18 protein-coding genes are annotated in these 19,294 nt (G+C 51.2%); 10 read left to right on the plus strand and 8 right to left on the minus strand.

Annotation, left to right across the window (positions count from 1 at the left end; genetic code table 11):
• Window positions 1–89: 89 nt before the first annotated feature.
• Both rbsK and FCL42_RS13030 read right to left on the minus strand, forming a co-directional pair.
• Entirely contained in the window at window positions 90–1,022 is a 933-nt protein-coding gene (gene rbsK / locus FCL42_RS13025; protein WP_136863857.1) for a ribokinase, read from the minus strand.
• Window positions 1,023–1,208: 186 nt separating this feature from the next.
• Entirely contained in the window at window positions 1,209–1,358 is a 150-nt protein-coding gene (locus tag FCL42_RS13030; protein WP_136863858.1) for a YoaH family protein, read from the minus strand.
• 200 nt (window positions 1,359–1,558) lie between these two features.
• Here FCL42_RS13030 and FCL42_RS13035 point away from each other — a divergent pair, with 200 nt between their 5' ends.
• The 8 genes from FCL42_RS13035 to FCL42_RS13070 all read left to right on the plus strand — a co-directional run bounded on the left by FCL42_RS13035 (window position 1,559) and on the right by FCL42_RS13070 (window position 11,481).
• On the plus strand, window positions 1,559–2,932 hold the full coding sequence (locus tag FCL42_RS13035) for an efflux RND transporter periplasmic adaptor subunit (RefSeq protein ID WP_136863859.1): 1,374 nt from the start codon (window positions 1,559–1,561) through the stop codon (window positions 2,930–2,932).
• The gene (locus FCL42_RS13040) at window positions 2,929–3,618 is read left to right on the plus strand and encodes an ABC transporter ATP-binding protein (RefSeq protein WP_229359859.1); all 690 of its coding nucleotides are present in this window, start codon (window positions 2,929–2,931) and stop codon (window positions 3,616–3,618) included. Before FCL42_RS13035 ends, FCL42_RS13040 begins: the two co-directional genes overlap by 4 nt.
• Entirely contained in the window at window positions 3,615–4,850 is a 1,236-nt protein-coding gene (locus tag FCL42_RS13045; protein WP_136863860.1) for an ABC transporter permease, read from the plus strand. The genes FCL42_RS13040 and FCL42_RS13045 overlap by 4 nt, the downstream gene beginning before the upstream one ends.
• A gap of 527 nt (window positions 4,851–5,377) precedes the next feature.
• Window positions 5,378–6,430 (plus strand): FAD:protein FMN transferase, encoded by a 1,053-nt coding sequence (locus FCL42_RS13050; RefSeq protein ID WP_136863861.1) that lies wholly within the window; start codon window positions 5,378–5,380, stop codon window positions 6,428–6,430.
• A 20-nt stretch (window positions 6,431–6,450) separates the two neighbouring features.
• Window positions 6,451–7,638, plus strand: a complete 1,188-nt coding sequence (locus FCL42_RS13055) for a hypothetical protein (protein ID WP_136863862.1) — start codon at window positions 6,451–6,453, stop codon at window positions 7,636–7,638.
• A gap of 163 nt (window positions 7,639–7,801) precedes the next feature.
• A complete protein-coding gene (locus tag FCL42_RS13060; RefSeq protein ID WP_169308386.1) occupies window positions 7,802–8,746 on the plus strand; it encodes a LysR family transcriptional regulator in 945 nt (314 codons plus the stop codon).
• 161 nt (window positions 8,747–8,907) lie between these two features.
• Window positions 8,908–10,122: an NnrS family protein gene (locus FCL42_RS13065; protein ID WP_136863877.1), complete on the plus strand. Its 1,215-nt coding sequence runs from the start codon at window positions 8,908–8,910 to the stop codon at window positions 10,120–10,122.
• 12 nt (window positions 10,123–10,134) lie between these two features.
• The gene (locus FCL42_RS13070) at window positions 10,135–11,481 is read left to right on the plus strand and encodes an ammonia-forming cytochrome c nitrite reductase subunit c552 (protein ID WP_136863864.1); all 1,347 of its coding nucleotides are present in this window, start codon (window positions 10,135–10,137) and stop codon (window positions 11,479–11,481) included.
• 49 nt (window positions 11,482–11,530) lie between these two features.
• Here FCL42_RS13070 and FCL42_RS13075 read toward each other — a convergent pair whose 3' ends face one another.
• Entirely contained in the window at window positions 11,531–12,592 is a 1,062-nt protein-coding gene (locus FCL42_RS13075; RefSeq protein WP_136863865.1) for a linear amide C-N hydrolase, read from the minus strand.
• 84 nt (window positions 12,593–12,676) lie between these two features.
• On the opposite strand from FCL42_RS13075, the gene FCL42_RS13080 reads away from it, so the two are divergent.
• Window positions 12,677–13,687, plus strand: a complete 1,011-nt coding sequence (locus FCL42_RS13080; RefSeq protein ID WP_324612878.1) for a GGDEF domain-containing protein — start codon at window positions 12,677–12,679, stop codon at window positions 13,685–13,687.
• Window positions 13,688–13,720: 33 nt separating this feature from the next.
• Here FCL42_RS13080 and FCL42_RS13085 read toward each other — a convergent pair whose 3' ends face one another.
• The 5 genes from FCL42_RS13085 to FCL42_RS13105 all read right to left on the minus strand — a co-directional run bounded on the left by FCL42_RS13085 (window position 13,721) and on the right by FCL42_RS13105 (window position 18,382).
• Window positions 13,721–14,944 (minus strand): HlyD family secretion protein, encoded by a 1,224-nt coding sequence (locus FCL42_RS13085; protein WP_136863867.1) that lies wholly within the window; start codon window positions 14,942–14,944, stop codon window positions 13,721–13,723.
• The gene (locus FCL42_RS13090) at window positions 14,937–15,251 is read right to left on the minus strand and encodes an MFS transporter (RefSeq protein ID WP_136863868.1); all 315 of its coding nucleotides are present in this window, start codon (window positions 15,249–15,251) and stop codon (window positions 14,937–14,939) included. The genes FCL42_RS13085 and FCL42_RS13090 overlap by 8 nt, the downstream gene beginning before the upstream one ends.
• A gap of 253 nt (window positions 15,252–15,504) precedes the next feature.
• Window positions 15,505–15,990 (minus strand): BsuPI-related putative proteinase inhibitor, encoded by a 486-nt coding sequence (locus tag FCL42_RS13095; protein WP_136863869.1) that lies wholly within the window; start codon window positions 15,988–15,990, stop codon window positions 15,505–15,507.
• Window positions 15,990–17,831 carry an AsmA family protein gene (locus FCL42_RS13100; protein WP_136863870.1) on the minus strand — a complete coding sequence of 614 codons (1,842 nt, stop codon included), beginning with the start codon at window positions 17,829–17,831 and terminating at the stop codon, window positions 15,990–15,992. The genes FCL42_RS13095 and FCL42_RS13100 overlap by 1 nt, the downstream gene beginning before the upstream one ends.
• A 65-nt stretch (window positions 17,832–17,896) precedes the next feature.
• Entirely contained in the window at window positions 17,897–18,382 is a 486-nt protein-coding gene (locus FCL42_RS13105; protein ID WP_136863871.1) for a putative 4-hydroxy-4-methyl-2-oxoglutarate aldolase, read from the minus strand.
• 155 nt (window positions 18,383–18,537) lie between these two features.
• On the opposite strand from FCL42_RS13105, the gene FCL42_RS13110 reads away from it, so the two are divergent.
• Complete coding sequence (locus FCL42_RS13110) at window positions 18,538–18,753, plus strand: TIGR02450 family Trp-rich protein (RefSeq protein ID WP_136863872.1); 216 nt, start codon at window positions 18,538–18,540, stop codon at window positions 18,751–18,753.
• Window positions 18,754–19,294: the final 541 nt, after the last annotated feature.

A 19,294-nucleotide genomic window follows, 5' to 3' on the forward strand; every position in this document is an offset into this window, starting at 1 on the left:
TTCTATATTGATAATTTCACCGATTAATATAAAAAAGCGCTTCCATTGAAGCGCTTTAGAATTAACTTTATTAAGCGATCACGCCTATTTTAATTCTCCGCCAGAAACTGTTCCGTTTGCTGCCGTGAAGGAATGGAACTTTGCGCGCCCATTTGGGTGACCGACAGCGCGGCAGCCCCTTGACCAAATACGATGGCGTCAATTAACGGCTTCCCCTCCAGTAGCGCCGTCACCAAGCCGCCATGGAAAGTATCTCCCGCTGCCGTGGTGTCTTTGGCCTCCACCGAAAAGCCTTCAATCTGTTGGCCTTGTCCATCTTGGCTCAGCCACACCCCGCGTTTGCCCAAGGTGATCAGTACCTGCTTGATGCCATAATCGCTATGCAGCTTATTGGCGGCGCGCTGAGCATCCTCTAAGGTCTCAACCTTAATCCCAGTCAACAGCTCAGCCTCGGTTTCATTGGGCGTCAACATATCCACATGCTCAAGCAACTCTTCTGGCAGCGCCTTGGCGGGAGCCGGATTTAGAATCACCTGAGTTGCCGCCGCTTTGGCCAGCTTTGCCGCTTCTATCAAGGTTTCAATCGGCGACTCTAGCTGCATCAACAACAGATCAGCGTCTTGAATCAGTGATTGGTGCTCTGCGGCCTTCGCTTTGGTCAACAGAGCGTTGGCGCCTGGCCAGATGCCGATGTTATTTTCGCCATTGGCATCCACGTAGATCATCGCCAAGCCAGTGGCCGCCCCTTCGATGGCTTCGATGCCAGACACGTCCATCCCCATGGCAGAAAAATCCGCCACAAACTGGCTGCCAATCGCATCCTTACCGACACAGCCAATCATGCTGACGTTGGCTCCAAGCTTAGTCGCGGCAACCGCCTGATTGGCCCCTTTGCCGCCGCCGACGATGTCGTACTGATTGGCGGTTAGGGTCTCACCGGGTCTTGGAAACGCATCCACCTGCAACAGGTGATCGACGTTAATACTGCCTAATACGGTGAGTTTTGGCTGAGCTGCGGCCATGGTGTTCTCCTAATTCTGAACCTCAAGTTCAGAAAATTCATAAGATAAATCCGGTGCATTAAGGCAGATGCCAGCAACACTTGCCCTATGCATAGTGGTATGTAGATTAAGAACTTAGCCGTTGCTGACAAGCACTTTTGTCTCACAATGGGCGGTAGATGCCATTCTGGTCATGAGGGTAGTGCTCTATTCCTCTTCATCACCATGTTGCAACTGCAGCTCCGCCACCACTTTTTGCATCGCTTCGGCCATCGATAGCCCTTCGGCGCGCAGTTGATTAATTCGCTCCACGGCTTGCTGTTGCTGCTCGTGAGTCAATCCCAATAGTTCAGACATAATACCTCCAACCTCGACGGGGCATTGTGCCAAAACAGCGCCAGAACTCAACCGTTTCGGCGACTCTATCGCTATTCCCTTAGCTATTCCGCCGCTACGTCAATGGCAATTAAACCCTTTGTAAAGAAAGTTAAAAGGACTCGCCTAGCTGCGCTGTCGAATTACCATAGACTCAAATTCAGTACGTTTACGGAAATCCCATGAAGAAGTTGTTGCTGCCCCTCATTGTTGCTGGCGCCCTAAGCACTTGGTATTTGCTGCCCACCGACGCAGCCCAAGCTCAATACCAATACACCACGGTAGCCCTGTCTCAAGGCGACATTAAAAAGCAGGTAAGCGCCACCGGCGCCCTTGCCGCTGTGGACGATGTGGTCGTTGGCGCGCAGCTTTCCGGACAAATCACCGAGTTGCTGGTGGACTTCAACGACAAGGTCGAACAGGGGCAGTTGCTGGCACGCATCGACCCTCGTAGCTTTGCCGCCACGGTGGATCAATACCAAGCGCAAAAGCTCAGCACGCTTGCCAATATTGAGCAGCAGCAGGTTGCCATCAAGATGGCACAGGTGAATGCAAAACAGGCCAAACGTGAACTGGTTCGAGGCCAAGATCTGGTTAAAACCAACAACATCTCCCAAGAGGAGCTGGAGCTACTGGAAACCGCGTATGAGCTCAAACAGCTTGAGATCACTCAGGCTCAAAATGAATTGGCGCGGCAGCAAGCTTCGCTAGCCAGCACCGACGCCCAATTGCTGCAGGCTCAGATCAATTTGGATCGCACCGAGATTCGAGCGCCCATCAGCGGCATCGTCATCAATCGCACCATTGAAGCTGGTCAAACCGTGGCCTCCAGTTACAACACGCCTGAGCTATTTGAGATCGCTAAAGATTTGTCGCAAATGGAGATTGAGGCCTACATTGACGAATCCGACATCGGCCTTATTGATAAAGGCCAACGAGTCCAGTTCGCGGTAGACGCCTACCCTGAGCAGCGTTTTCATGGCCAAGTCCATCAGATCCGCAAATCCCCCACCAGTGAATCTGGCGTGGTGACCTACACCGTGGTGATCAAGGCAGGAAATCCAGACGAGAAACTGCTGCCCGGCATGACGGCGGATCTCAGCATCCTTATCGACACCGCCCACAACGTATTGCGAGTTCCCAATTCAGCCATTCGTATTGGAGCCCGTTTTGCCAGTCAGTCGCAGCCACAATCTAAAATGGGCGGAAAGATGGCTCAGCAGATTCAACAGCTTGACCTGACTGATGAGCAACAAGCCCAACTACGAGAAGCGAGAGAAGCACTCAAGTCCGATGGCTTTGGCCGCAATCGTGAAGCCATTAAACAGAAGATGGAGCAAGCCTTTGCTCAAGTGCTGACCGAGCAACAAAAGCAGAAGCTGCAGCAGCTAAAAGCGGGTGACATCCGCTTAGGGCAAGTGATGGTGCAAGAAAACGGCGACACCCGAATGGTCAACGTTCAACTTGGCTTAAGTGACGATCAATACACCGAGATCAAAGCCGAGCAATTATTGGGGGCCAACATCGTTACTCAGGTACAAGAGATCAGTCTATGAGCCAGACAACGCAAATGGCCATCGAGTGCCAACAACTGAGCCACAGTTTTCCCATGGGCGACAGTGAGTTTCAGGTTCTAAATCAGGTTGACCTAAGCATCAAACAGGGTGAGATGGTGGCCATCATGGGCCCTTCAGGTTCCGGCAAGTCGACGCTAATGAACCTCATCGGCTGCTTGATGACGCCCAAACAGGGGCAGTTGTGGATCCACGGTCAAGATACTCAAGGGCTAAACAAAGAGCAGCTCGCCGCCCTGCGCTGTCAGCACATCGGCTTTGTGTTTCAGCAATTTAACCTACTGCCGCGTACTTCGGCGCTGGAGAACGTCAAAATGCCATTGATGTATCACCCCGATGCCAGCCGAGACGACGATCAGCGTGCCACCGACTGCTTACAAAAAGTCGGATTAGGGGATCGGCTCAACAACACCCCAGCCCAGTTGTCCGGTGGCCAGCAGCAGCGCGTAGCCATTGCCCGCGCTTTGGTAAACCAGCCTAACATTCTGCTGGCCGATGAGCCCACGGGCGCTCTGGATACCAAAACCGGCGATGAGATCATGGCTCTGTTTAAAGAACTCAATAACAACGGCATTACCGTCATTCTGGTCACCCACGAACCGGAGATTGCCCAGTGGGCGGATCGCACCATTTTGGTTCGTGATGGCAAGGTGGAGAAAGCCGCATGATGCAACTGAAATTAGCGCAAACCGCCTGGACTTCCCTCACCCGAAACCTCATGCGTTCAGTGCTGACGACCTTAGGAATCGTCATCGGCATCAGTGCGGTGGTGATCATGTTTGCCCTAGGTGAAGGGGCACAAAAAGAGGTGGAGGCTCAAATTGAATCCCTTGGCACCAACTTGCTGATGATCAAATCAGGCAGTGTCTCAGCGGGAGGCGCCGCCGGTGGCGCTGGTAATGTGAAGGTGTTGACCATGGGGGATGTGGAGGCGATTAAGGCCAATATTCCTCAGGTAGTGGCTGCGGGCACCACCCAAAATGCTCAGGCTCAAGTTGTCTCTGGCAACGCCAACTGGAATACCCGAGTGGAGGGGATCAATCTGGATGTGTTGACCGCCAACAACTGGGAGATCGCCGCCGGACGCGCCTTCACTCAGCAGGAGATCAACGCCGCATCTAAGGTTGCGCTGATCGGCGAAACCGTGGCCGAAGAGCTGTTTGGCGTCCCTTCGATGGCCATTGGCGAGAAGGTACGAGTCAATAAGGTAACGGTCACCATCATAGGCTTACTCAAAGGCAAAGGTGAAGACATGCGCGGCTCGGATCTGGACGACACCCTGATGTTGCCAATCTCCACCGCCAAACGCCGCATCGTCGGCGGTGAAGCCAAATACATGGATCGGGTCAGCCGAATCATGGTGCAGGTGGATCAAGCGAAGAACATGGATTGGGTGATCAGTGAGATAGATTCTCTACTGCGTCAGCGCCACCGCATCGACAGCCAAGACACCGCGCCGTTCTCCATTCGCAACCTGTCTCAGATGATGGAGACTCGAGCCAAAGCGTCTCAAGTGTTCAGCTCATTACTGGCGGGCGTGGCCGGTGTGTCTCTGCTGGTTGGCGGCATTGGTGTTATGAACATCATGTTGGTGACCGTCACCGAGCGCACCAAAGAGATTGGACTTCGAATGGCCGTGGGAGCAAAACCGGCAGACATTCGTAACCAATTTCTGATTGAAAGCGTGATTCTCTGCCTGTTAGGTGCCCTATTGGGACTGGCAGTCTCTTTAGCAGTACTGGCGGTAGCCGAGCCAGTGTTCGGTTGGGCCATGGTGCTGCCCGGTAAAATTATTGTGCTGTCTATTGCCGCTACGGCGCTGATTGGAGTCGGATTTGGCTACTACCCCGCCAATAAGGCCGCCAATATGGACCCCATCGATGCACTCAGATACGAATGATGCATAATAAAATTCAAAAGCCGCACGTTAACAATAAGTGCGGCTTTTGTTTTTGTAGAATAAATTAGGTTAATTCATTAACGATTCAGTAAACCAATGTGAAAATATCGAAGTGTCCATTCGATAAAATTATTGTTTTATAATAGACTCGCCTTGCACTTTAATTCTCGACAAACTCAGTTATCTCTATTTCCGATAACTCATCTATTTAATCTGAATAATCTGGGACAATTTGTCACACTTTTCAGCGGTTAATCGAATAACAATAATTAACACAATTGTCACCATGCCACGTAAAATCAAATGGTTACGCTTGCGTCACTTGGCAAAACGAAATTGTTTCGCGATCCAGATCAGATAATCAATTTTGGAATGTAACTCTTTTATTCCAAACATATGTTGCGCCGTATACCAATTTATATCACCGACACAGCACCGGATCACAAACTCCCATTTTACCAATTCAACTTTATTTTTATCGGCGATAAATTAATTTCATCAAAACGCAAGAACCGAAGTCGAACTTGATGAAAACCCAAACTCTAATTGCCGGACTATGTTGTTTACTGCCCATGATAGCCTGTGCTCAGGCGCAAAAAACCTATCGCATCTATGGCAAAACCATGGGCAATAAATACCGAGTCACTTGGGTTTCACAGCCGATGCAAGGCGAAGAAGTCACTGAATTACAAAGTGATATTAATCAGCGCTTGGTTGATATCAATAACGCCATGTCCACGTGGCAAAGCGATTCGGAGATCAGCCAATTCAATCAAGCCAAAGCGCATCAAAGCATCGAGGTCTCTCCGGCGTTTGGCGAGGTACTCAAAGAGTCGCTGCGCCTACACCAAGTTACCAATGGTGCGCTGGATGTGACCGTAGGCCCTCTGGTCAAGCTGTGGGGTTTTGGTCCTGCCAACCACCTGTTTCAGATTCCAAGCCGAGATGAGGTTGAGGCCATTAAAGCCTACACCGGCGTTGAGCATTTGAGTTTTAACGGCATAGAGCTCAGTAAAGACCACGACCAAACTGAGCTGGATTTCTCCGCCATCGCCAAGGGTTTTGGCGTAGATCAAGTGGCAGAGGTGCTGCAACAGCATGGCATCTCTCGATACCTCGTGGACATCGGTGGTGAAGTGGTAGGAAAAGGCAGCAACCCTGACGGCAAGCCTTGGCAGCTTCAGGTTGAGAAACCCACCATCTACATCGCTGGGTTATCAGAAACCATTCCGGTTACCGACATGGCCGTGGCCACCTCCGGAGACTACCGCAACTACTTCACCAAGGGTGGAAATCGCTATAGCCACGTTGTGAATCCCATCAGTGGCCAGTCGGTAGAGACGCGAATTGCTTCGGCCACCGTCATTGCCGAGCGCTGTGCCACCGCTGACGGCCTGGCAACGGCCGCCATGGTGATGGGCATCAAGCCCACATTGGTATTGGCCGAGGAGCAGAGTCTGGCGGTGATGCTGATCGAAAACAGATTTGACCGTTATGTGGTGCATAAGAGCACCGCTTACGACCAACTTTTAAAGTCGCACCCAGCTGAGACTTTAAAAAATACGCCGAAAGGCGAATAAACCTAAAAAGGGAAATGATGATGATGAAGAAAAAATTTGCGCTGTCCCTAGTATGCGCATCTATGGTTGCACTGACCGGTTGTAGTGATGATGAAACCACAGTTTACCAAGATACCCCTGAAACGCTGGCGAAGGTAGAGTCGCTGGAGAAACAGAACGGTGAGCTGGACGCGAAGAACGACGAACTAACGGAGCAAAATACCGTTCTTCTGGCGGAGATCGAAGAGCTAAAAGAGAATGGCAACGTTAAGCCATACAACTTCGTCACCCAGTGTGCCACTGTCGACATCAACTTTGACTACGTGGATCCAAATGCCGAAGAGTCAGCCAGTGTGGTGACCTTAGCGGCGGAAGAGCAGGACTGCTTGAGCTGTCACAGCTACGATGCCGACGGCGGTCCAGCAGGGGTTGTGGTTCCTCACGGCGACATGGGCAGCTGCGACACCTGCCACGAAGGCCACTCTGATGGCGGCGGCGAGCCTCTGCCTGAAGATCCAACGGATCCAACTTATGAGCAGCCGACCTTTGCCGGTGGCGTTGACGGTAAGACCGGTGCTTCCGGTTACTCCTACTACGGCTCGGGCTCCTACCTGAGTGCAGACTGGTTGGTCGCTCAAATCAACAAGAAAGTACACAACTACCGCTGGAAAGAAGCCGCCGATGGCGAAACCAGCGTGACCGAGTTGGCAGCGGCCTGTGGTCTGGATAACCGCGAGCACATGGTTGATATGTTCCCGAGCGATGGCAAAGCCTACGTGATTGAAGAGAAGTCCAACAACAACGGCGCGTCCATGGTATCCACCGTGAATAAGTTTGTTGATGAGGGCGTTAACGTAGAAACCCCGAATATTGCGGTATTTGGTTATGGCCTGAAAAAACAGGGCGATGACTACTACGTCACCATGTCTATCGGCAAAAACAACAGCTGCTACAACATGATCATGAACGGTGAAGCCCGTCTGCAGTACTACGAGTACGATCCAACTCAGTTCGAAAAGACTGGTCTGGAAACCCCGAGCCGTAACCGTGGTGCCCGTATCATCGCCACCACCGATTACGTGGGCACCGCTCTGAAACAAGCTGATTGGGTAACACCAGTTCCCGGTCTCGATGCAGGCCAAGACTTCAACCCAGTTGACGTGGACTGGTCTCAGGTAGGTTCCTGTAGCCTGAGCCTGAAAGTTGAGAGCATCATCCCTCTGGGCTAATCACACTTAACTGCAACATCAAGGGGCTCAAGATCATTGAGCCCCTTTTCAGTTGTAGGAAAACTCTGATTTTAGCGGCTTAGGTCAATTATGTGACCGTAAAGCATGACAAGATCAAACAGGCTAAATACCATAAATGAAAATCCTTCACTTACAGTACCCCATGTATAAAGACCTAAATCGCCTCGATTACTTCACACTCTGTGTATTGGTTGAATTGTTTGAACAGCGAAGTGCTACGGTAGCCGCGGCGCGACTGCAAACAACTCAACCTAAGGTCAGCCGTGCACTCACCAGCTTAAGGGAAGTATTTCAGGATGAACTGTTTCTGCGTCAGCAATATGGCATGGTGCCCAACCAATTGGCGGAAACCCTCTACCCGATGGCAAAAGGGATCATAGAGAAGTATCAAGAACTGTCAGCGACCTTAAGTAAGACGCTAGGAAACAGTCGCGAAATCAATGTGGCCGCCCAGGAACATCTGAGCCCAATTTTGATGGCGGCGCTGCATCAGGCTCGCATCGAGACCGGTCAAGATTTCAGCTTCCATCTGCACCCATGGACCGCCGATGTGCAAAAACAGATGAGCCAATCTCAACTGGATTACTGCTTGGCCATCAACCCAGTGCCCAGCAACAACATCGACCATCAGCCCATTGGCGAGATAAACCAGTTCTATCTGGTCTCGCGCAAAAGCCACCCCATTCACGACTCGCCGCTGAATCTGGACTCCCTATTTGATTACCCAGTGGCCTTGATGAACTATTCCATGAGTGGTCCCAAAACTCACAGAATGGAAGCCTTTGCCGCCCAAATGAACCTGCCTTTATCGGTATCCATGAAGTCCACCGATCTCAACCTTATTTTGGATCACATTGAGAACAGCGACAGCATCGGATTTTTGGCTTCGGTCATGATTAAACCTGCGGTCGATAAACGCCACAACATTGAGTGCAGAGACATCTCCGGATTTTTCTCCAGCCAAGGGGGCAGCAGTAAAGAGCGGCCGAGCTACTTCCTGCACCTGCAAAATGCCAAAACCATGGATGGCGAATTTACTCGTTGCTTAGCGGAAAATCTGAAAAAACGCTTTGAAGAAAATCGCTAAAAATCAAAGCTAAATCACATATCGCACACCGCATCACTCAACCTTGTTGAGTAAACCCGAGCAAATCACTAGGATTTTAAACAGACATCTGAGATGCCATTTAAAGTCCTAGGGGTGCTGGGACTACACTTTACTCATAACCCGTGGTTGAAAATGCCGTGATGCTGAATATTCATGAACCCAATAACGTCGACAACTCCGTCCCTCTGTGGCGACTGGGTTTTAGGCCGTTTTTTCTCGGCGGAGCCATCGTCGCCACTCTCTGGATTCCTTTATGGTTATGGGCGTGGTACTCCCCCCAAACCTTGCCGCTGTTCAGCAGTGAGTTTTGGAGCCCTGTAGTCCCCTTATGGTGGCACCCCCATGAGATGCTGTTTGGCTTTGGAATGGCGATCGTCGCCGGCTTTCTCCTGACGGCTTCACAAACCTGGACCAATCAACCCGGTCTTAAAGGCCCTGCCCTTGCCATCCTCGTTGGCTGTTGGGCAATTGCACGAATTTTGCTGCTGGTGCCTTTAGCGCTGCCATTGTGGTTACCGGCACTGTTTGACAGTGCTTTTCTGCTGCTGACGGCCCTTAAGCTGATGACCATGGTGGTTAAAGTTAAGCAGTGGCGTAATGTTGCGCTCCCCCTGTTATTGTTGTTCGCCCTTGGCCTGAACCTACTGAGTTATTGGGCACTGTCTGAGCGAAATCTGGTGCTCTCTTTCACCATCTGGCAAGGGATGTTGATGTGGATGGCACTGCTGATGAGCTTCATGGGCGGTCGGGTAATTCCATTTTTTACCGCTGCCCGCTTAAAACTCGACAAGAAGCCCGCTTGGCCATGGCTCGATTGGTCCATCTTTGTGGTACTGGCGCTGCTGGCCATCCAAGTGCTGACCGAGTGGTTGCCATCACAACTGGAGCTAGGGTTACTCCTCTATGGCGGTGCGGCTCAGTTGCTGCGGCAAAGCCGCTGGCACGCAGAAAAATGTGCAAAAGAGCCTCTGCTCTGGTCGCTGCATCTGGCCTACCTGATGATTCCTTTAGCACTGCTGGGCATGGCGCTTTACCACGGCGATCCCCTGGCAAGCCGCCAGTTCTTGCACCTTTTGGCGGTGGGCGCCATGGGCGGCATGATTTTAGCCATGATCGCTCGGGTCTCACTGGGTCACACAGGGCGCAATCTCTATCAAGGACCGAATATGGCCCCAGCATTCATCAGCATTTTCGCTGCGGCATTAATACGAGGCGTACTGCCCACCCTAGCGCCGGAGTGGACACAACTTTGGCATTGGCTATCCGGTAGCCTATGGAGCATCGCGTTTGGGCTGTTCCTGTTTTACTACCTTCCCTTTTTGACATCCGCTCGCGTCGACGGTCGCCCGGGTTAGAGCTGAGAAACCATGAAAGCAATTATTCCTATATTTGGCCTGCTTTTGGTCGGCTGTCATCAGCCGGATCAAACGGTGAACAACGATTACTGGAAACCGATCTATCCAGAGCAATATCAAAGCTGGAAGGCCACGGACACCCAAGATCAACGCGATGATGTACTGGCTGAGCACCCGAAAATGGTGGTTCTTTGGGCTGGAACGCCCTACTCCAAACAGTTTAACTCCCCTCGAGGCCATCGCTTTGCCGTTGCCGACGTCAGCCACACCCTGCGCACGGGCACAGTAAAAGAGGGGGAAAACCAGTTATCCGCCAGTTGTTGGAGCTGCAAAACCCCCAACATGCCGGAGCTGGTAAAACAGATGGGCGAAGCAGAATTTACCAGCAGTGGCTTTCATGATGTGGCGCCGAAAATGGCCAATACCATTGGCTGCGCTGACTGCCACCAAGGCGATAACCATGAGCTGGCCATTACCCGCCCTCATGCCATCAAGGCGATGGCCAAAAACCATCAGCCGTTTGAGAAACAGGATCACAACTGGCAAGGGGCGCAAACCTGTGGTCAATGTCACGTCACCTATTACTTCCAAAGCGAGAACCACAATAAGGTCAACATTCCGTGGATCTTTGGCTCTACCGCAGAAGAGATTCTAAAGTACTACGATACCCGTCGTTACTACGAATGGCTGCACCCGATCTCTCAGGCGCCGATGTTGAAAGCTCGCCACCCTGAATATGAAACCTGGAGCCGCAGTGACCACGCCAAGCAAGGGGTCACCTGCGTGAGCTGTCACATGGCGCCAACCGAAAGTGACGATGGCCAGCCGGGGCACTCTCATCAAGTAACCGATGCCATTAGCAACTTCGACAGTGTTTGTTCCGCCTGTCATGACAGCGAATCGGCACTGACTCAGCAACTGGCCGACAATAAGGCGCGCATTAGCACCCTTCGAGATCATGTGGAAACCCAGCTACTTAAAGCCCACTTCGATGCGCAGGCCGCGTGGAAAGCTGGCGCAAACTGGAGTCAGATGAGCGATGCCTTAGTGTCAATTCGCCGCAGCCAATGGTACTGGGACTTTGCCATCGCCTCCCATGGCATTCACGCCCACAACCCCAAAGAGGCCCTCGCAGATCTAAACACCGCGATGCAATTGGTGGAGGAGGCTCGTCTTCAACTGGGCGCTCTGCATCGTCAACTTAAGGTCGCAGAGGTTGACTACCCAACCATTAACTCTAAGGCTCAAGCCCAAGAGTTGATTGGCCTTAACGTAGAGGCCTTAACCCAAGAGAAGCAGCGCTACATCGAATCGGAAGTGGCGAAGCACTGGCCAGAAGCGGCCATGCGCGGGTATTAACACCATGACCGCCTGAGCCATTGCTCAGGCGGCAGTCGCGTTGGGAAAGCTAGCTTAAATAAGGATCGGCACAGGGCGCCATCTGCGATTGGGCGTCCCCATAATAGAAATTATTACTTACCTCTCCATCACGGTAAGTCATCAAAGACAGAGATTGGCAGTTACTGAATTTGGCCTCAAATCCCAGCGAGATTGGCCCTAAAGTGTAGGTGTTCAGGAAGTGGTAACGCTTCGAAGCGGCGTCTGCCAATCCGGTCCAGCGCGTCACCGACACACTGTCTAACCCCTTGGGATTAAATTGCAGCGGCGATACGCACAGCCCCAACATGCCGCGAGTTTGCGCCACTGCCTCCTGCGCAGGATTCTCCACCGGCTGTGACAGGCTCAGATAAAACGACGCTCGCTCAAACCGCTGCACCGCACTGTTGCTGCCTGGCACGGTGTACACTGGCGTGCTGTTTGGCGCCAGTGAGTCCTGGCCCCATAGATATTGCCAATACTGGTTGATGGTGAGCTGCTGCGGATAGTTGGGGTTGTTGGTGACCACCTGATACGCCTTGCTGTGATACACCTTAAATTTGCCTTCGATAAACTCAAGTACCACCGAGTCACCGATGGCATCGGCCACACTCAGGTGCACCTTGCACTCTTTGTCCAAGCTGTCAGGTACCAACTGGGACACCAGCTCGATGTCCGTTTGAGAGAAGTAATCGGCAACCTGAGCTGCGGTCTCAAAGTTATCCAATACGAACTGGCCCCAGCGAAGAATGCCCAGTTTTGGGGTTGCCGTGGTGCTCGGATCTGGACCAAAGCTCACGTCACTGTCCATCAACATGTTGATGGAGACGCCACGCTCGTTGATGCCGTCAACATTGGAGTACCCCCGAGTCTCATCTCCCATGAATACGCCGATGCTATCGTACTGAGCGCACCACTTAGTTTGTTGCTTTTTGTTTACACCTAAACGTTGTCGCTCACGTTTAGATAATCCTTTTCGCTTGGCGCCCTTAGGCAGATAGATCAGCTGTACAGTCTGTGGAATTCTCCAATCCATGTTGCGACCAACAACGGAATAGTCTTCGACCAGATTGTTCAAAATCCTTGTGCACATATTAATTAATCCTTTTGTTTTGATTAGCTTTTCGAACAGCCATACAATCACTAAATTGACACATCATTGCAACAGGAAGGGCGGGTGTTGGCGAGTAATCAGCTAGATTCACAACGGCTAAGAGATTCAGTATTGAAGGGATTGTGCCTCGGCATGATGCTGTTAAGTGCTGGGTTGAGCTACATCAACCTCGTTCTCAACGGTCGACCGACAGTGGCTCTTGCGGAAGCGGCAATGTCGGTATTTTCCGCCTCGCTGTACTTGTTACTATTAAAACAAAAACAGATCCCTACCCCGGTAAAGCTGCTCTACCTAATCTGCTTAACTGCCGTTATCGAATACGTGCTGTTTGTTGCCAAAAACCGAGTTGGCATGAGCCACTGGCTCATCACGCTGCCGATCATATTCTACTTAACCCTGGGTAAGCGCTGGGGTTTCGTCCTCAGTCTGTTTTTGCTTGCTGGCCATGTGGTACTCCTATCCGCAATTCAAATCGAAACCGGTGGAGCCCTGTCCAAAGCGGATTTTGTTAATTTCAGCTTTAGTTTCGTGGTCATTTGGATCGTGTCTCATACCTATGAATCTCAGCGCATGAGTATCGAAAATAAGCTCAATAAACTGGCCTATGAAGATGCTCTAACTGGCGCTCAAAATCGGCTGGCCTTAAAGCACCGTTTTTCCCAATTAAGTCAACCTGATCAGCCCCGCGCCTACCTTGCCATTTTGGATGTCGACCACTTCAAGCGCATCAATGATACCCACGGCCACGACATTGGCGATCAGGTGCTAATCAACCTGACTCAGAAACTGCAGCATCACTATGGGGTAACAAACGTGTTTCGGTTGGGAGGCGAGGAGTTTTGCATGCTGCTTAACTGCTCAAGCCTCGAAAGTGCGACCACCCTGTGCGATCAGGTCCGGCAGAAGATCCAGGCTGTGCCGTTAGTCAATGACGAGGTTTTGGTGTCCATCACCGTCTCCATCGGCGTGTGCGAACTCAAGCAGGGATTCAGCCTCAACCAAGGTCTTAAGGTAGCAGACACCTTGCTTTACGATGCCAAGGCCTTAGGCCGTAATCAGGTACTGGCGGCGTAAAAAAGCCCCGCAGATAGACTGCGGGGCAAAGGGTTAGATGGAATAGAAGTAGTAGATCTGCGCTTTCATTCGGATAATGATGCCGCGTATCACATCCAAGAAGCCAAGCATAGACGATGGCCGGTCGCCGCTCACCCAAGCCAAGCCTGCTGAACCAGCCGGAATTGCATAGCCCTCTGGTTCCTCAATTTTCAGACGCACAAAGTGGTTTTTGTTGTTGGCGTTGGCACCGGTGATCTGACGTACATTATCTTCTCGACCAACCAAATTACCTTGAGATTCTCCAGTGGCTCTTACGATGCCGGTAACCTCTGCCTTAAAAATCTTGCCCGGATAAACCGCTGACGCAAACTCTGCGGTTTGACCCACTTTGACGTTACGAAACGCTTGATGATTCACTCGCATCAACACGTACTTTTCATTGGAGTACATATTCAAACGGGCAACCACACCGATAAACTGGCCTTCTCGAGCAATAAAGTTGGTCATAAAGCCATCGGTTGGGGCATACACCTTGGTGGACTTCAGTTGCCACTGTTTGTCTGCCAGATCTTGCTTGGCCACGGCAATGTCAGCCTCGGATGAGTTCAACTGCTGCTGTTTCATCTCGATATTCTGCTTGGCCTTAGCCGCTGTCGATTTGGCCTTTTCCAGCAACACATGCTCATTGGCATAAGTTGCCTTAGCAATCTCAACCAGATTGCGTTGCTCATCTATCTGACTTTCGGTCACCGACTGCTTAACAACGCGGTTTTGTTCAATGAAGCGGGTTAACTGGCTCTGTTTCCAGCTCAAGTCTTCTTTCGCCGCAATCACGTCATTAGCATGAACCTTAATCTCTTGATTGGCTTGCAGATATTCAGAGCGAGCGATGTTTACCGCTTCGCTAGCAACCGCTTGCTCAGCCACTTTCGCATTCAGCGTCGCCTGGGCACGCTCTACCGCAATCTCAAATGGCTCGGAGTCCAGCTCATACAACAGTTGTCCTTCGGTGACATCCTGATTGGGTTCCACATAAAGCTTGGCAATCTTGCCCTTAATGGTGGTGTTCGCCGGACGCAGTTGGATGTGTGGTGATTGAACCACGGTGCCGCCGGAGAGATCCATGGGGGTGTAGTTAAGCAGCCCAACCCAAACAAACATCAACCAGCCGGTACCACCAAGATAAGCAAATGCCTTAGTGCCTTTGTTCCACGGCATGCCGATCATGCGCAATAGATAGATAAAGGCGGCCCATACCGCTAAACCTTCAAGCATCGTGTTTCTCCCCTGTTGGTTCACGCCAGAGATCTCGAATGTGACGCAGGGCTTTGTCACCATCAACGAAGGCAACGATCACCGCTAACACCCACACCCAATGCCAGACAAACCCTATCCAGGTCAGCACCGTAATGAGCCCAGTTTGATTGTGGGCACGACTGTGGGCTTTGGAGATAGGCAGTTCATGCAATCGCCAAAAACCATAGAGGGCACCAGCAACTGTGGCCACCATCACCACTGCCGCTACGCCATGCAGCACCAGATCCGCACTGGTACCAACAAAGGGCGAACTTATCAGGCTCATAATTTGCTCTCTCTTGAGTAAAAAAGACAAGGTGAGCAACCAGCGCTCACCCTCAATATGTGAGCAGTCTACGGATCCAATCTGAATCCAAACTGTATGTGATAAAGGGAATCGGTTTTTCCCCTTGTTTCGATTGCGCGTTGCCAGCCCCTAAGCCTTAATATGGGCAAACGCTCATCACATGATTAAAGAAACGTAGGCGCGCAGATCAAAAAAGGGACCATGAAGGTCCCTTTTAGATGAAAACGGATTGCTATTGGATGGTGATCGTCAGCGGCGCCGATGTCTCATGATTAAAGGTGTTGAGCACCGCATGCAGCTGATATTCGCCTCCCTTTAACCCAGTAATCACCCGCTCAGGGATGGTAAAGGTCAACGTGCGTTTGTCATTAGCTGGCACCCCCCAAGCGACCAGTGCTTGGGTAAACATGCGCTCTCCGCTGAATTGCCAAAGGGTTTTGCCATTTTGGGATAACACCAAATCGGCGGTCATGCCCGATGACAGGGTAACGCTCAAATCGGTCGACGTTGTGTTAGTCACCCATACCTGAACAGGCAAAGCTTGGGTTTTATCCCAAGGGTTTGCCTCAACAGCAACTTGCAGGTCTAACTGGTTGGTTGCAGATTGTGATGCAGAAACCAATGGCATAGCCGCCTCCTTGGGTTCTGTCGACGCCGAATTTGAGGTGGCGTTACAACCCGCTAACGCCAGTGCCAATACCCATGCGAATTTATTCATTAGTCTCTCCCAAATCCTTTAAACAGCTTGTCCTTCAGTTTGTCTTTAAGCTTTTCGCCTTCCTGTTTAAGCTTGTTGTTTAGCAGTGCATCCAGATCGACACCCACTTTGGGATCCGTGTAGCCGCCCTCAATGGTCAGAGGAATCGAGAGACCTTTCAGTTCATCCAGAGACTTACCACCCTGCCCCTCAAGGCTACCTACAACGGAGACCGTCATCTCATAATCTAAAGATTGCTCAACGACGTTTGAGCTGCCCTTGCCAGACAGCCTCAATAGCGGTGACGACAGCTCAATAGACGGAGTCGTCACCACGCCCTTATCAAAAGAAAACTTAGTATCGAATGCAGCAAAGTCGGTCTTTTGATCGACATCCTGCTCCAAGGTCTCCCCTTTGAGCTGAGCCTGTACTTTACGGATCTCATGGGCGACGTTGATGCCATATACGGCGCCATCGTTTAGGGAAAGTTCACCGTTGGCAATCAGGTTGGACAAAATCGCTTGAGGCTCAAGGCTTGCACCAGCCCCTTTGATTGAGAAATCCCCTGCCCCAGCAAGCACTTCAGAATCGATGGCCGCTTTTAACAGCGGCGAGATCTGCAGCGATCGAATTTGAGTATCAAAATCGTAGGTAACCGGGTTTTGAGTACTGTCTAATTTAGCGGAGGCCATCAGCGTTCCTTCAAACGCTTGGGCCTTCATTTTGCTGATCTTAAACACGCCATCATTCAGGTGCAGCTCCAGATCGGGGTTATCCACGCGCCACTGCTTTGCCGTGATGGAATCCAAAGACATCTTGGCCGCCAGATCAAATTGGCGTAATACCGACAGATCCGGCTCACCTTGCGGCCCAGATTCAGGTTCCGACTTTGGCGTAGTCGGCGCTGGCGCACCATCTGAGGTTGTGGCTTGCGGCATGTATGGGTCTAGTACCAAGTGGTTGCCATCAAGTTCAACGGTCAGCATCGGCCGAACTTTTGCCATGTCGATGCTGCCAGCCCCTTTAAGAGAAAACTCCCCAAGGTCAAACGCCAGATTGCTTAACCCATATTGCTGCTTAGCCAAATTCAGATTGGCATCAAAGCCAATGTTGAGATCAATTGGGGTGCCATTGGGCAGTGCGCTGCCGGACAACGCCAGCTTCTGCTTCCAAGCGTCCAGTTGAACTTGAGAGAAGTCCGCCGCCACCGTCAACATGGCCGAGGCGTCGGTTTCCAGCGACAGTTGAGGGTCTTGCAGTCGAATCAGGACCTTAAATGGCGCCGCCCGCTCAGGTTCAAAATTATCCAGCGACAGCGACTCAATCTCGAGCTCGCGCTTGATCTTCAACTGACGGTCGTCACTGATGAATCGGAAATTAGACAGCTGCAGCTTACCTAAACTCCACTTCACTGGCGCCGAAGCGGTTTGAGTGCCGGTATCAGAGGATGCATCGGTCTGAGTGGATGCCTCACTGCCTAAACCATCAAGGCTGCTGCGACCATCTTCAAGGGTAACCAAGTTTAAGGTGACGCCAGAGAGACTCACCTGCTCAATCTGAAGGTCTCGGCTTAACAGTGGCAGCAGATTCACGCCAACGTTAACCTGCTCAACCGCCAGCATCGGCGGCAAATCTTGCCCAGGAAGGTTGCCTAGGCTAACCCCACCAAGCTGCAGTCCCACTTTAGGATACAGACTCCAGTCAATCTCATCGTCGATGGTTAAGGTACGTCCGGTGGCTTCACCTACCTTATCGATAATTTGTGGTTTGAACGCATTGGGGTCAAAAAATACCCCAATTCCAACAGCCAATATAACAACCAAACTCACCAGAGTTACGGCAATCCATTTAAGCAGTTTCATTTTGATCTCGATGATGGAACGTGTTGATAATTAAAGTCTATAACATATTGGTATAGATTGGTTTTCTATCTTTGCACTAAATTACGCTTACTTAGCGCAATGCCATTGTCATCGGCATAAAGATAATCACCCGGCTGGATTTTTCGCCCTTCAATTTGTACCTCAACATCCCGTTCACCCAGGCCCCGCTTATCGGTTTTCATTGGCATGGCGCCAAGCGCCTGAACGCCAATGTCCATGGTTGCAATGGCACCCGCATCTCGAATGTAGCCGTAAACCACCACCCCAGCCCAACCATTGTCGACGCCCAATTGGGCTAGGTTGTCACCAAGCAACGCAAACCGACTGCCGCCATTACCATCAACAACCAACACCCGTCCTAACCCCGGCTGCGCCAGCGTCTCTTTAACTAGGCCGTTGTCTTCCGGGCAGCGCACCGTCACCACCTCTCCAGTAAAAATTCGTTTTCCACCAAACTGTCGAAAGATGGAGGGAAGCAGTAGCAGCTCGTCGGCGAAGTCGTCACATAAATCGGGTAAGAGATCCAACATCATTACACTCCTTTGTCATGTCTTGTCCCATCGTGTCCCATCCTTTGGCAGATCACAAGCAAACACTGAGTTGCAGCTCAACTGTGCCGAACTACACTGAACAGTAGAACTGACTTAGGCCACGCGCCGCCAACCTTGTAGTAATCGGGGGAGCGATGAACATCTTTTCTGAAAAGCATCTACACCTAAGCAAATGGACCGCCAACACTGCGGTCAACGACGACACTCACTTCTGGATCACGTACACCTTCACCGATGGTCACGGACACGTAACCCGCGTTGGCATGCAAGGGGTGAACAACCGAACTCCCTTAGAGATCAACGCCGATGAGCTAACGGATTCAGGCCGTTGGCACATGGGCTGGATTTAATTGAGGTCAAATCACCAACATCAAAGTTGGAATTTTTCACCAATGCGACCAAAACCAAGGCAAACGACGTGAAATTAACAGTTTAGCCCTTGACCCTAGCAACGCAGATCCGTAAAGTACGCCTCGTTCTCGAGCAGAACGGAGCTAGATTCAGGCTCGTAAAATAATGGATCAGATATCTGGTTAGGTGTCCGAGTGGCTGCCAAGATGCAGCAAAGAGTCACGCACAGCGTGCGACTCAGCCACCAATCAGCGAGTTAGATTCAGGCTCGTAAAATAATGGATCAGATATCTGGTTAGGTGTCCGAGTGGCTGCCAAGATGTAGCAAAGAGTCACGCACAGCGTGCGACTCAGCCACCAATCAGCGAGTTAGATTCAGGCTCGTAAAATAATGGATCAGATATCTGGTTAGGTGTCCGAGTGGCTGCCAAGATGTAGCAAAGAGTCACGCACAGCGTGCGACTCAGCCACCAATCAGCGAGTTAGATTCAGGCTCGTAAAATAATGGATCAGATATCTGGTTAGGTGTCCGAGTGGCTG

Origin of the sequence: Ferrimonas aestuarii (assembly GCF_005116665.1) — a bacterium.
GTDB lineage: Bacteria > Pseudomonadota > Gammaproteobacteria > Enterobacterales > Shewanellaceae > Ferrimonas > Ferrimonas aestuarii.

Coding starts and splice junctions, on each gene's coding strand:
- rbsK (WP_136863857.1), bottom strand. CDS start 1,022: ATGGCCGCAGCTCAGCCAAAACTCACCGTATTAGGCAGTATTAACGTC.
- FCL42_RS13030 (WP_136863858.1), bottom strand. CDS start 1,358: ATGTCTGAACTATTGGGATTGACTCACGAGCAGCAACAGCAAGCCGTG.
- FCL42_RS13035 (WP_136863859.1), top strand. CDS start 1,559: ATGAAGAAGTTGTTGCTGCCCCTCATTGTTGCTGGCGCCCTAAGCACT.
- FCL42_RS13040 (WP_229359859.1), top strand. CDS start 2,929: ATGAGCCAGACAACGCAAATGGCCATCGAGTGCCAACAACTGAGCCAC.
- FCL42_RS13045 (WP_136863860.1), top strand. CDS start 3,615: ATGATGCAACTGAAATTAGCGCAAACCGCCTGGACTTCCCTCACCCGA.
- FCL42_RS13050 (WP_136863861.1), top strand. CDS start 5,378: ATGAAAACCCAAACTCTAATTGCCGGACTATGTTGTTTACTGCCCATG.
- FCL42_RS13055 (WP_136863862.1), top strand. CDS start 6,451: ATGATGAAGAAAAAATTTGCGCTGTCCCTAGTATGCGCATCTATGGTT.
- FCL42_RS13060 (WP_169308386.1), top strand. CDS start 7,802: ATGTATAAAGACCTAAATCGCCTCGATTACTTCACACTCTGTGTATTG.
- FCL42_RS13065 (WP_136863877.1), top strand. CDS start 8,908: ATGCTGAATATTCATGAACCCAATAACGTCGACAACTCCGTCCCTCTG.
- FCL42_RS13070 (WP_136863864.1), top strand. CDS start 10,135: ATGAAAGCAATTATTCCTATATTTGGCCTGCTTTTGGTCGGCTGTCAT.
- FCL42_RS13075 (WP_136863865.1), bottom strand. CDS start 12,592: ATGTGCACAAGGATTTTGAACAATCTGGTCGAAGACTATTCCGTTGTT.
- FCL42_RS13085 (WP_136863867.1), bottom strand. CDS start 14,944: ATGCTTGAAGGTTTAGCGGTATGGGCCGCCTTTATCTATCTATTGCGC.
- FCL42_RS13090 (WP_136863868.1), bottom strand. CDS start 15,251: ATGAGCCTGATAAGTTCGCCCTTTGTTGGTACCAGTGCGGATCTGGTG.
- FCL42_RS13095 (WP_136863869.1), bottom strand. CDS start 15,990: ATGAATAAATTCGCATGGGTATTGGCACTGGCGTTAGCGGGTTGTAAC.
- FCL42_RS13100 (WP_136863870.1), bottom strand. CDS start 17,831: ATGAAACTGCTTAAATGGATTGCCGTAACTCTGGTGAGTTTGGTTGTT.
- FCL42_RS13105 (WP_136863871.1), bottom strand. CDS start 18,382: ATGTTGGATCTCTTACCCGATTTATGTGACGACTTCGCCGACGAGCTG.
- FCL42_RS13110 (WP_136863872.1), top strand. CDS start 18,538: ATGAACATCTTTTCTGAAAAGCATCTACACCTAAGCAAATGGACCGCC.